This is a genomic window from Shewanella atlantica, from assembly GCF_003966265.1.
GTDB lineage: Bacteria > Pseudomonadota > Gammaproteobacteria > Enterobacterales > Shewanellaceae > Shewanella > Shewanella atlantica.
On record NZ_RXNV01000001.1, the window covers coordinates 1,027,079 to 1,039,988 of the forward strand.

Annotated in this window: 9 protein-coding genes; 3 read left to right on the plus strand and 6 right to left on the minus strand. The window is 48.7% G+C overall.

Features of this window, described 5'->3' with window-relative positions; genetic code table 11:
* Positions 1-70: 70 nt before the first annotated feature.
* On the minus strand, positions 71-1,840 hold the full coding sequence (locus EKG39_RS04485) for an alkaline phosphatase D family protein (RefSeq protein WP_126504523.1): 1,770 nt from the start codon (positions 1,838-1,840) through the stop codon (positions 71-73).
* 199 nt (positions 1,841-2,039) lie between these two features.
* Between EKG39_RS04485 and EKG39_RS04490 the strand changes: the two genes are divergently transcribed.
* Complete coding sequence (locus EKG39_RS04490; RefSeq protein ID WP_126504524.1) at positions 2,040-2,459, plus strand: CBS domain-containing protein; 420 nt, start codon at positions 2,040-2,042, stop codon at positions 2,457-2,459.
* A 114-nt stretch (positions 2,460-2,573) separates the two neighbouring features.
* On the opposite strand, the gene EKG39_RS04495 is transcribed toward EKG39_RS04490, so the two are convergent.
* Both EKG39_RS04495 and EKG39_RS04500 read right to left on the minus strand, forming a co-directional pair.
* Positions 2,574-5,393 (minus strand): FAD-binding and (Fe-S)-binding domain-containing protein, encoded by a 2,820-nt coding sequence (locus EKG39_RS04495; RefSeq protein WP_126504525.1) that lies wholly within the window; start codon positions 5,391-5,393, stop codon positions 2,574-2,576.
* A 78-nt stretch (positions 5,394-5,471) separates the two neighbouring features.
* A complete protein-coding gene (locus tag EKG39_RS04500; protein ID WP_126504526.1) occupies positions 5,472-7,115 on the minus strand; it encodes an L-lactate permease in 1,644 nt (547 codons plus the stop codon).
* 749 nt (positions 7,116-7,864) lie between these two features.
* On the opposite strand from EKG39_RS04500, the gene EKG39_RS04505 reads away from it, so the two are divergent.
* Complete coding sequence (locus EKG39_RS04505; RefSeq protein WP_126504527.1) at positions 7,865-9,274, plus strand: cache domain-containing protein; 1,410 nt, start codon at positions 7,865-7,867, stop codon at positions 9,272-9,274.
* Entirely contained in the window at positions 9,271-9,891 is a 621-nt protein-coding gene (locus tag EKG39_RS04510) for a response regulator (RefSeq protein WP_126504528.1), read from the plus strand. The genes EKG39_RS04505 and EKG39_RS04510 overlap by 4 nt, the downstream gene beginning before the upstream one ends.
* A 339-nt stretch (positions 9,892-10,230) precedes the next feature.
* On the opposite strand, the gene EKG39_RS04515 is transcribed toward EKG39_RS04510, so the two are convergent.
* From EKG39_RS04515 to EKG39_RS04525, 3 genes are all read right to left on the minus strand, one after another.
* Complete coding sequence (locus EKG39_RS04515) at positions 10,231-11,301, minus strand: DcaP family trimeric outer membrane transporter (RefSeq protein ID WP_126504529.1); 1,071 nt, start codon at positions 11,299-11,301, stop codon at positions 10,231-10,233.
* Between the two features lie 447 nt (positions 11,302-11,748).
* Positions 11,749-12,438, minus strand: a complete 690-nt coding sequence (locus EKG39_RS04520) for an LrgB family protein (protein ID WP_126504530.1) — start codon at positions 12,436-12,438, stop codon at positions 11,749-11,751.
* Positions 12,439-12,873, minus strand: coding sequence for a CidA/LrgA family protein (locus EKG39_RS04525; RefSeq protein ID WP_126504531.1), 435 nt, complete (start codon positions 12,871-12,873; stop codon positions 12,439-12,441).
* Positions 12,874-12,910 lie beyond the last annotated feature (37 nt).

Here is a 12,910-nt window from a genome sequence, read left to right on the forward strand (position 1 = left end):
AAACAGGTCCATGCATAGAAAAGCCACCCAAAGGGTGGCTGATTAGGATAGTGTTAACCTGCTAATTTGATTAACTGGCAGCGACTATCTGTGATGAGCCAATCTGGCTGACAGCACTAAATTGCTTATCCATATCTTCACTAAACTCCGTCGATAAGATGGTATCGACATAATGCCAATCACTTCGCACTTGTTCGGCTGTAAAAGTTAACACCATAAAGCCGCGATCACGCAGGTTAGTGTACTTAAGCCCATCAACCATCTGAGTCACTCCGGCCTCAGTCACCGCCTGTTGATCTTGCGGGATCCCTAAGTAATACTCCAACCCGGGTGAGGAGACAGAGCTGGTCGCAAATTCGACGCCAACGGCATCGCCTGCTGCGTCGGTCAGCTCATTAGCCCAGGCATTATGGGTATCACCCGCTATCACGACAAGGTTTAACGCCTTAGACTTGGCCGTGGCTAAGATAACCTCTCGCTCATAGGCATAACCGTCCCAGGCATCTAAGTTATAAGGCACATTCGGCATCTGTAGCAATGCCATCGCCTCAGGTGTTAGCTTATGCTGATTACCGATAAGAAAACTGTACTCGCTGGCGGTTAAACTTGGATCGTTAGCCTCAGCCCGTGCTGCCAGCTGAGCGATAGCTCCCAATTCGGCATACTCGGCAATGCTCAACTTCTGCATTGCGATCGCTGCCGGCAGTAGCATCTTGCCCATCAACACCTGCTGGCCCAGCAGTTGCCACTTACCTGTCGCGGTTAACAGGCTTCCCTGTAACCATTGCAGCTGCTCCGCCCCCAACATTGAGCGTTCGGTACTGGTCACATCGGAGGTAAACTTCGCACTATCCATGGCCTGAGTGGCCGGATCGATATAGTCGACATAGTCCAAAGGCTTATCTCTGGCTAACACACGAGTATCTAGCATATGCAGATCTACCAGATCGCCAAAACTGAACGAACGGTAGATCTCCTCGTGGTTACCTTCTCGCCACGGACGAATGGGTAACCATTCGAAATAGGCTTGCAGCGCCCCAATTTTACGGTCGGCAAAATCCCCTTCGCCTTCGTTATGATTCTCGGCGCCATCGGACCAGGCATCGTTAGCAATCTCATGATCGTCCCACACGGTAATGAATGGCACCTTAGCATGCAATTTTTGCAAGCTGCCATCGCCACGATACTGACCATAGCGAGTGCGATAGTCACTCAAGCTAAACAGCTCGCCTTCTGGCAGCACTTCACGACCCAGCTCGGCTGCATTCTCACTGGCATACTCACCACGGGCATATTCATAGATATAATCGCCAAGGTGGAGCACCGCATCCAGTTCCTCTTGTTGAGCTGCGAGCTCATAAGCATTGAAGTGACCGGCTGGGAAGTTAGCACATGACATCACCGCCAGCTTAACCGAGTCCACGGCGCCTTGAGGTAAGGTGCGGGTCATCCCCGTTTCGGTGACAACTCCTCCCGAGGAGAAGCGGTAGTAATAACGGCTCCCCGTCGCCAAGCCTATGGCATCGACTTTAACGGTATAATCACGCTCTGCCGTGGTCGTGGTTTCACCATTTGTCACCAGATCGGTAAAGCCTTCGTCGGTAGCCACCTCCCAAGCCACTTTCATCTCACCTTCTACCTGTGGTGTCACCCGGGTCCAGAGAATGATGGCACTATGGCTGGGATCACCACTGGCTATACCGTGTAGAAAACTGACCTGGCTAACGTTAGTATCATCATCGCTGCTACTGCACCCCATAAGACCGTATGACACGACTGCGGCGCCTACGCCTTTGGCCGACATTGCTAAAAAATCCCTACGAGAAAAAGACCGTTTCATTATTATTATTCCTTTATTTTTAATATCACTTGTAGTGGTAAGAGGTCTAACTTGCACCTATTTTGTAACACTCGGGTGACATTTTCGCTACAAATAAATTATCTAAAAAAATAATGCCGATAAAATTGTCTAATAAATACTTGGAATTAAGGCTATATTGACAGTAGCGAATCGATGAACTGTCAATGGAGTAATAACGATGAAAGTAAGTGATATTATGAGCACACAAGTGGTCTGCATTAGTCATAAGGCCAGTTTAAAAGATGCCCATGAACTGATGCAGAGTCGAGGCGTACGCCATCTGCCTGTAATATCAGAATTTGATTCGACACTCGTTGGGATCCTGACACACAAGAAGATGATCAGCACAGTGATGGCCATGATGCATAAATATGGTGGCAATGCCTTAGACAGAAAAGAGCGGGGACAACTCGTTGAAGACTTAATGGATACCGAATTTCAAAAACTTACCGATGACGAACCCCTCACCATCGTCGTAGAATATTTTATCGAGAACAAGCTAGGCTGCCTTCCCGTGGTTGACACTCAGGGAAAAATCGAAGGGATTGTGACCTCATCAGACTTCGTCAAGCTATGTGCAAGCTTATTGAACAAGTGAAACCCTCAATTCCCTATTAATTAATCATTTCTCTACCAAGCGTCGACAAAAAAGGGGCTGAAATCAGCCCCTTTTTCTTATTGTAGCTTAGCCATACTTGTAGCTTAACCCTAGTTAGCCACGAGTACACTCTTCGAGCAGATAGGCCAGATGACGATAAGGGACGCCGCTGTGTTGAGTCAGGCCAACTTCACACATACGGTTAGCGTAATAACCCTCCTTCACATCGACAGGGATCAGCTTCTTGATGTTACGCAGTGCGCTGGCATTGATCTCTGGCTTGTAGAGCCCTTTTTCACCCGCATACCCGCAACACTCGATCCCCGCCGGTCGAATCACCTGACCACAGCAAGCATCTGCAATTGCGGTCATCTTAGGTTCAACCTTCATGGTTCTGGCACTACAGCCAAGATGCAGAGCGGCGTGAGACTTCTTCTTAATGGTCAATTTAGGCAGTAATTTGTCATGCATAAATTCAACCAGATCCACAATCTCAACCTTCTCAGTCAATGCTTTATCACCGCCTAAGGTTCGCTTGGTACATGACAGTGCATCGATGATCACCGGGAACTTGCCACCTTGTGTCATTGCTGCAACAGCCTGGATCAACTCCAGACGCTTCGCATCGGCATTCTTAAAGTCTCCCTTAGACTCCCACATCTGGCCACAACAGAGATCTCGGGTCTTCTGCGGCGTAATAACGTTATAACCCGCTCGCTCCAGTAACGTCACCACGACTTCAGGCAGAGGTCGCTTATCGGTATCGACAGGCGTAGGCCCGAAAGTACGTCCACCACAAGCCGGGAAGTAGACCACAGTTTCCTGTCCGGGCTTAGCTGCAGAAACTTTAGGTAACTTGCCACCTTTAGGAAAATCCGGATTCCAGTACGGCACTTCGCTGCTCACCATACGGCCCGCCTTCATCATGGCTCCTGTTATGCCGTCACCGGTGATCTTATGGATCACACCCAACATATCGAAACCGGTACTGATAACGCCATTGACTGCGCCGAAGTGATTAGCCTGAAAATCGAGGAACTTTTGTTGGCCACTACTGATGGATGGTGTCCTGAGTTTACGCACCAACTGACCCATCTTATTATCGACCGGGCAAGCTATGGTACACAGCTGACAGGCAGCACAAGTGTCGATAACATCATATTTAGCGGCGGCGCGCATTTCATCGGCGGCCTGTTGCTCACCAACTTGCTCCAACCGGGCAATTTCACGCAATGTGGCAATACGTTGACGTGGGGTGAAATTAAGCGCCGAGGTAGGACAGGTCTTCTCACAGAAACCACACTCAAGACATTTATCGACAAAGTCATCGACCACGGGGCAGGGCTTAATGTCTTTAACATGGATTTTGGGATCATCATTTAAGATAACACCCGGGTTCAGGATCCCCTGGGGATCAAATAACTGCTTGATGCTCTTCATCAGAGTATAAGCATCCTTCCCCCACTCCATCTCAACATATGGTGCGACCGCTCGACCGGTACCATGCTCAGCTTTCATCGAGCCGTCGTACTTGCTAATCACCATTTTGGCAATTTCGTCCATAAAGGCATGGAAATTGTCGATATCAGCCTGAGTCGAGAACCTTGGCGTGATGATAAAATGGAAGTTACCGGCTAGCGCGTGGCCATAGATGCAGCCTTCCGGATAACCGAATTTGTGCATTAGCGCGGTGATATCACTTGCAGCGGTGGCCAGATGTTCAAGCTCAAATGCCACGTCTTCGATAATAACCGACGTGCCCTTAGGGCGCTCACCCGCAACGATAGGGAACAACCCCTTGCGCATCGCCCAATATTCGCCATAGACCGCAGCATCGCTGGTAAAGCAGATCGGACGCAGAAAATCAAATCCTTCAAGCTTAGTGATCACATCCCGGGTGTGCAGATCCAAAGTATCGGCGTCATCGGCACGGGACTCGATCAGCAAAATAGCTGACTGAGCTGGCAATTCAGATAACCAGTCAGGCATACCGGGTTTGCCGGTAACGGCCTTGATGGATGGCCAGTCGAGTAGTTCGGCTGCCGCGACACTCTCGCCATTGATCAATGGAATAGAGCGGGCCGCATCTTCCATGTTGTGGAAAACGGCCAGAGCTGACGCCTTAAACCTGGCTTCATTAACTGTGTGGTAGGTCACCTCGTCGATAAAGGCCAGGGTGCCTTCCATGCCGACCATAAGGTGATTGATGATGTCAAAGGGGTCGCTGAAATCGACTAAGGCATTGATACCGTAACCAGTGGTGTTCTTGATAGAAAATTTCTTACGAATTCTGTCGGCAAGCTCAAGGTTATGGCGCGTCTTATGAGACAGTTGATACACCTCCTCAAGCAGTTTTGCATGGGACTTGGCGAATGCGACCTTAGATTTTTTACACCCCGTATCGAGCTCAGTACCATCGGCGAACAGCAACTTGGCCGACGCTATCGTCTGGTAACTGTTTTGCGCGGTACCACAGCACATACCTGAGGCGTTATTCGCCACCATTCCACCAACCATGGCCGAGCCAATCGTCGCCGGGTCCGGACCAATTTTACGGTTAAGCGGCGCTAATGCTGCGTTGGCATCGGAACCTATAACTGCAGATCCAAGAGTGATCTTTCTGGCATCGTCGCTGACTTCTATCTTTCTGAAACCGTCATGACCCAGAATAAGCAAAATACCTTCACCGATAGCCTGACCGGCCAGACTTGTGCCTGCGGCGCGGAATGTCACAGGTGCATTATGCTCACGGGCAACGGCTAGAGTACGTTTAACTTCATCCATGTTCTCGGCATGAACAACGACTTCAGGAACAATTCTGAAATAACTGGCATCCGTAGACCAAGCAAAGCGGCGAACATACTCATCCGTCACAGGTTTGTCACCCAGTTGCTTACGTAAATCACTGACTACAGCTTTATAATTTATCGACATTTGACACATCTCTTTATTCGCTATGATTAAGAGCAGTCAGAGCCTAAATGTGGCTCTGACTGATTGAGTATTACTTTATTAGAAGCCGCCCCATAGGAAGGCTATGGTGCCCGCAGTCATCGCGTAGGCTAGTGCTACCGGCATAGTCTTACGAATAATTTCTGATTCTCTTCCCGCCATACCTACTACGGTGGCGGCGGCAACGACGTTCATCACACACATCATGTTACCGGCGTTGGCGCCAATTCCCTGTAGTGCCAGTACCATAGCTTGGTTCATGCCAATGCTGTCGGCGACGCTGTACTGCAGGCCTGAGAACATCATATTGGAGAAGGTGGCGCTTCCAGACAGGAAGGCACCGAAGATCCCGACTATAGGTGCAACCCAGGACCATACCGCGCCCATGCTGCCTGCCAGGGTATCAGCCAGAGCAACAGGCATAGAAGCCAGCCCGGAACCATTGGTGCCCGAGTTCAGGAAGATCTTCACCATAGGCACTGAAGCACCCAACGAAATGATGGTTGGCACCATAGAGCGGCACGAAACGGTCACTGACTCTTTAATGGCTTTCCTGTTCATTCTGAACAGGAAGAAACCTAAGATACACACGGCTACGAAGAAGGCGCCTGGTGCATACAGGGTCTTGAATCCGGCACCCAGCTCGGTACCCAGCAGGCCGGTCCACTTAACGTTGAAACTCAACAACCATGATTTTAGCGGGCCAATAACACGAGAAAGCACCAACAAGGCCGCCATGATGATATAGGGAGTCCAGGCGGCAAGTTGAGAGAACTGTGTTTTTTCTTCTACCTTGCCAGCTCTATAGGACGGTGCTTCGGCAAAATCGTTCCAGGGAGTCTCAGGTAACAGGTAGCCTTTCTTGGCAACCGGGATAACAATAGCCATACCAACCAGAGCACCGATAACCGATGGGAACTCGGGGCCGGCAACGAAGTTGATGATCCAGGCCGGAATCGTGAAGGCCAGACCCGCAAACAGGGCAAACTTCCAGATGGCAAAGCCTTCGGCGAATGACTTGTTACGACCGAAGAAGCCGGTCAGCAAGGACACCATGACCAGCGGGATAAGCGTACCGGTCACCATATCAATGGTGATCATATGCATTGCGATGAACTGGGCATAATCGGCAAAGTTGCCACCATGCTGAGCAATCTGTTCTGCGGCCATGTTGACGCCGCCGGACGTTAGCCCCTGTTCCATACCGAAGAGTACCGGCAGACCGATAGCACCGAAAGATACAGACGCAGAGTCGGCAATCAGTGCGACAACCGCTGCGGCGATTGGTGGAATGCCCAATAACACTAACAGAGGTGCGCCGATAGCAGCCGGTGTACCAAAGCCGGCACTACCTTCGATGAATGAGCCAAACAACCAACAGATGATGATGACCTGGACGCGGGCATCGGCACTGATATTGGTAAACCCGGCTCGAATGGTATCCATCGCACCGGAATACTTCAGGGTATTAAGCAGGAACACGGCACCGAAGATGATACTCAATGGTGTTAATGCGGCAAGCAAGCCTTCGACGACGGAGGCCGCCAAAAAGGTCGTATCCATCTGCCAGACAAACACGGCCGCCAAGCCGGTTAATATTGCAGAGATGGGCATAGCCCGTGATGCGGGCATCTTCAGCAATACTAAAAATAGCATTACGCTGATCACCGGCGTTAAACTTGCGAGTAGTTGAATTAAGGTCATGCTTGCCTCTTATTATCCTGTTTTGTTACTTAGCGTAATTTCCAGACACTAACGAATTTGTTGACTTGTTTTTATTGTCGTTTGCCTTGAGCGGTGACCTAAGATCAGATGCCCGGCAAACTTACTTGTTTATCTGAGGCTAATCATATGGCTTCGCGAGGGCATTTTTTATCCGTGTTTGCACCTAAGGCAACTAAGGGTTTACACGTAGAAGTACCGTTCCCCCTGTGTTCAGACTTGCATTTTTGGGGAGGGCGTATCGAGCAGACACCATTTTTCATCTGATAATACAGCCACTTAAAAAGAAACAGCCAAGGTGTGAATAGCAAGTTACAAAGAGTCATTCTAGAGGGCTGGCAATATGATTCAGATCAACTTTGTAACGATTAACCGTGAAGTGTGTTATCGATGAGTGTGGAATTGCGCTCGAGAGTTCACAAAATTACCCAGAAGCGAAAATTTACATCACCCCATATGGGCAAAAAAGTGGGACCTGAGCCTGACTATCTTCCACATATTTTGATTTCCCTCTCCTTTTTAGTGATTTTTGATGAGTCCGGCTACATATTTTAAATATTTATGACTGTGGGCGCCTGATTACGGTGCCGTGGCCAAGCTGGATTATTTGCTCTGTCTTTGATTTAATCCCCCTATATATGGGTATTTGTTGCTACTCGGTGGTTGATTAACTGTTAATATAACCTCCCTCCGTTTTGCGGGGGTCTGATATTGAGGAGTAGTTATCAGCGATGAATATTAACCATAAGTTACAGCTAATCACCGTACTTCCACTCATTCTATCTCTGATACTGGTGCTGTTTGTGACTCAAATGCAGTACCGGGAGCTCTCCCAGCAGGTGGTCGACGTTTATCGGCAGAGTATTATCGATCACCGCAAAGAGGAGCTTAAAAATTATCTGGCGATCGCCAATGTGGCGATTAAGCATTTCAAGCAAAATCAGAACAGTGACAGCCAAGCGCCTCAACAAACCCAGCAAGATGTTAAGTCTATGCTGTCCGATATGCGCTTCGGTAAAAACGGCTACTTCTTCGCCTACGATCTAAATGGTAAAAGCCTGGTCTTACCCGATCAGGAATGGCGGGTCGGTAAAAACTGGCTGGACCTGACCGATGACAACGGGGTCCCCTTTATCCAGGAGTTAATCTCAGGAGCGAGAAAAGGCGGTGGTTACCTCACCTACCTGTTTAACCAGCCCTCCAATGACGGTCAACTGGGACAAAAACTTGCCTACGCCGAGGTCTTGGGACAGTGGGAGTGGATGTTTGGTACCGGCGTCTATATTGATGATATCGATGAGGAGGCGGCATCGTTAAGCACCTCTATGAGTCATCACATCCGCAACACCTCCATCATGACTCTGGTGATCGGTACCTTAGCGGTCAGCGCCGTATTTATCGGCGGCATCTTTATGCGTGTGGGTGAGAAACGGCTGGCAAATGCTAAACTCAGAACACTCAACGAACGAATTTATCAGACTCAGGAAGAGGAATGTAAGCGGGTTTCCAGAGAGCTACACGATGGAGTTAGCCAAACTATTGCCGCGGCCCTTTTTGCTATGGAAACAGCACAGTTGAAAAAAGAATACGGCGGTGATTCCGGGCCGGAGCTGGAGAAGGCAATCACTATGACGAGGCAGATCATGCTCGATATCCGTAATATCTCGCACCAACTACACCCTAGCATCCTCGCAGACTACGGGCTGGGGGCGGCACTAACAGAGTTGGGCAGTGAATTTTCCTTACGTACCGGTATCGAGGTCAAGGTGCAACTACTATCGGTGCGCAAGCTTTTGTCAACCGAACTCAGTTGTGCACTTTATCGTATAGTGCAGGAATCACTGACCAATATTGAACGTCACTCGGGGGCAAAAAATGTGCTGATTTCGCAGACCCTCACCCCGGGATGGCTGACCCTGGAAGTTCATGATGATGGCCAGGGCTTTAACTATGAATGCTATGAGAAAAAATCGACCCCCTTTGAGGGAATAGGCCTGAGAAATATGAAGGAAAGACTGAGTTTTTATAATGGTGAGCTTAGGGTGGAATCAGCAATCGGCAAAGGCGTGACGCTGATAGCGCGTATTCCCCAAAGCGAGCTACGTTATCAAGCCGATAGCACAACAGAGGGGGCATTATGATCCGCGTACTTTTGGTGGACGATCATCCCCTGTTTCGCGAAGGGTTACGGCACCGTCTGGACCTTGACTGCGACATAGAGGTACAAGCTGAAGCAGATAATGGTCTTCAGGCTCTGGAGATCCTAAAGGATACACAGATCGATCTGGTGTTGATGGATATTAATATGCCGCAAATGGATGGCATGTATCTGCTTGAGCTGATTAAAGAGCAGGAGATGTCATGCAAGGTGGTGATGTTGAGCATGCATGACAACAAGGAATATATAGTGGCGGCAATGCGCCACGGTGCCGATGGCTATATTCTCAAGGATGTACCCGGTAAGGAACTTATCGAAGCGATTAAAAAAGTTGCCGCCGGTAAGCGCTATTTCAGTGCAGATGTCATAGACACCCTGTCACAGGAGCTCGCCAGTGGCAAACAAGTTCTGGTAACACAGCGGGAACAGTTAGTCTTACGCTTGATATCGCTGGGGATGAATAATAAACGCATTGCGCAGGAGATGAATGTCAGTGTACGCACGGTCGAAACCCATAAGCGTAATATCAAACAGAAACTGGATATAGACTGTACGGCCGGCCTGGTGCGTTATGCCATAGATCATGGCTTAGACAGGTAACACGGTTCACGCCCTGTTCTCAGGGGCAAGCCTATTGAAAAAAATACCCGAAGCGGGGTCATGCTTCGGGAGAAAACATGGCGAACCTGCCATGTTGTGGGAATTATACCAATTGGTATTAGGGTGTTTTCCTCATTTATGGTCAGAGGAACAAGGCCAACCATCCCACTGGATGACCTTTCGGAAGTTATGCTCTTGGGGGCTGATGGATGACTGCCAGTTTAAGTACTTTGTTTCCTGCCCTGCATAAAAGGCCAACAACTCGCTGCAAACACACGCATGAAAGCTCAACAGGTCCAGGAAAATCAACGGCATAAAAATAGGTTATGCCGCCATTCATTAAAGTACGTACTTGGCCGAAAGCTGGATATAATCAGAATCCGCACTTTCAGTGGCAGAGATATCGGCATCATAGTTACCGAATTCAACGCCCACGCTTAACTGCTTGCTAAGCTGCTGGATCAGGTTGATGCCGTAGTGGCTGCGATCAGAGTCAGCACTCACACCATTAAAATTTTCTACTTCAGAGTGGCCGTAGTAAACGGTAGAGCGCAAATCGTCAGTCCAAAAATGGCGATAGGCAACGGTGTAAGCTTGCGTTGTCAGAAGATCACCACTGCCATCAGCATTAACCTTGTCGCCGGCGTTGTGGCCAGGTGAAATATAACGACCCGCAGCGCCCGCGTTATAGGCGAAACGGAAATCATCTTTACCAAAGGTATTGATTTTACCGCTTATGCTGTAAGCCAACTGAGTGCCATCGGCATGACCAGTCACACCGTTGTCATCGAAGGTGCGAGCCAGCGCTGCAACGGCCAGCTGGCCAAAATCGCCTTTGAAAGTGTAACGAGCCACGACATCGGGGATACTCTGATTGTCATCGGTAGCGTTCGCCGGGTTTTCCAGCGCCAGTTCCAGCCCGCCATTGGTGTAACGTATCTGGCCTTGACGAATGAACACCTGACCTACGTGCGCTCCACCAAAGTCCAGCGCCTCGGCGATAGAGGCCAGTGGCATAAAGGTTGACCAGGTCTGGCCGACTTTCCAGTTCTTGTAAGAGATAAAGGCATGACGCATACGCGGCTCGTATGAGTTAGAAACCAGTGCGTTACCGTCACTGCCGTAGAAATCATACTCGAGGAATCCCGCTAACTCGCCATTGGAGTACTTAACATTGAAGCGCGACTCTCTGGCCTGAATGCTGGTTTTATTGGTATCTGGCGCGCCTGTACTGGAACCAATCCAGAAGTCTCGGTAAGCCTGGTCGCCACTGACATTACGCAAATCGGCTTTGAAGTAGCCACCGAAAGTTAACTTCGAGGTGTCATCAATTTGGACTTCGTAGCCGGCGAAAGAAGATGCTGAGAAAAATGTAGCTACCACTAACGCTGTTTTAGTTATTCTGTTCATCAAGGTGCCTTTTGGGATTTGTTGACTCTTTGGTTATTGTTGCTTGCCTTGGCGGCGACCAAAGGTCCATGCCCGGCAAGTTTATTGTTTATCCGCGGCTAACCATATGGGTTTATAGAAGGAGGGGTTATCGGTGTTTGCACCTAAGGCTGCTAAGGGTTTGCACGTAGAAATGCCGATTTGTTCGGCTTCAACCTTACGATTTTCCAGAAGATATATTGAAGGGATATTATTTTTAACATTTAAATACATGTAGTTACAAAACGGTTAACCACATGTATCAAACCTGGTTGTGAATGATAATTTCAGGCGATTACCAATATGATACAGATCAAGTTTATAACGATTAATTGTTAAACCTGTTATCGAAGAGTACCGAGAGGTGGTCACAATACCGGCAAGTGACACTGAAGCGGAAATTCATACCGCAATAGATAGAATGATTTATCAGACCAGAAAGATCGAAAAGAAGGGCGCGCCAAGCACCATAGCTATACCGGTAAAGATCATCGTTAAACTGGCAACCACCCCCTCTTCTTTACCAAACTCACTGGCTTTTGCGGCTCCCGCACCATGGGCTGCGGCTCCTAATGCTGCACCGATGGCTAAAGGTGAGTTAATTTTCGCCAGCTTAAACAAAGGTTCGGACACCAACATACCAATGATTCCGGTAAGCAATACCAGCATAGCGGTCAACTCGGGGACTCCACCAAATGCAGATGTAGCCTCCATGGCAAACGGCGTCGATACAGAGCGCACTAAGGTGCTGTGGGACAACTCTGGCGGCAGTGAGAATATCTGAGTCAATCCCCATGATGAGAGGAGCCCTAATAACAGACCTGTCACTACGCCAAAGCCTATCGTTAACGGGTAGCTGAAAATCAATTTCCGTTCCCTGTATATAGGCACAGAGAATGCTATGGTCGCGGGGGCCAACAGAGCCATTAACCAATGGGTATATTCAAAATAAGCCGGCAGAGGGATATTCAGGCTAATCACAAACAGGACAATAATCACAGGTACCATCAAGATGGGGGCTAACCACCAAACTCTCTTTTTCAGGTACAGCTGTTTAATCAAAAAGTAACAAGAGAGAGTAAAAGCCAGACTGACGATCGCTAACATTGACTGAGACATTTATACCTCCCCTATCGCTTTTGCTGCATTAAGGCGTCTAGTATTCATTTTAGTTTCAAACCTGAAGACCCTATCGACCACAAATCCGGTACCGAGTAACACACAAACACTGCCAATCACTAATGTGAGTATCAAAGGGAGTGAGTATTGCTCGAACAGGCTTTCATACTTAATAATTGAGATAACAGGAGGAATGAAAAACAGCAGTAACTCACCCGTTAACCATCCCGCGCCAAGTTTGACCGACTTTTCAGGTACCAGCTTTAACCCCATTAACAATAACAGGATAGCGAGCCCCAACACGCTGCCAGGAATAGGAAGTTCCAAATAAACCGAGAGTAGATCCATCCCCCAGGCCAATAGACAAAATAGTCCGATCTGGATCAGTAATTGAAGACTCCCATAACACTTCTTAATACGTTCAGCTGTCAACAAAGTAAAACCTAAATCTGAAATTCATTCGATACACAGA

Coding starts and splice junctions, on each gene's coding strand:
- EKG39_RS04505 (WP_126504527.1), top strand. CDS start 7,865: ATGAATATTAACCATAAGTTACAGCTAATCACCGTACTTCCACTCATT.
- EKG39_RS04510 (WP_126504528.1), top strand. CDS start 9,271: ATGATCCGCGTACTTTTGGTGGACGATCATCCCCTGTTTCGCGAAGGG.
- EKG39_RS04520 (WP_126504530.1), bottom strand. CDS start 12,438: ATGTCTCAGTCAATGTTAGCGATCGTCAGTCTGGCTTTTACTCTCTCT.
- EKG39_RS04500 (WP_126504526.1), bottom strand. CDS start 7,115: ATGACCTTAATTCAACTACTCGCAAGTTTAACGCCGGTGATCAGCGTA.
- EKG39_RS04490 (WP_126504524.1), top strand. CDS start 2,040: ATGAAAGTAAGTGATATTATGAGCACACAAGTGGTCTGCATTAGTCAT.
- EKG39_RS04485 (WP_126504523.1), bottom strand. CDS start 1,840: ATGAAACGGTCTTTTTCTCGTAGGGATTTTTTAGCAATGTCGGCCAAA.
- EKG39_RS04495 (WP_126504525.1), bottom strand. CDS start 5,393: ATGTCGATAAATTATAAAGCTGTAGTCAGTGATTTACGTAAGCAACTG.
- EKG39_RS04515 (WP_126504529.1), bottom strand. CDS start 11,301: ATGAACAGAATAACTAAAACAGCGTTAGTGGTAGCTACATTTTTCTCA.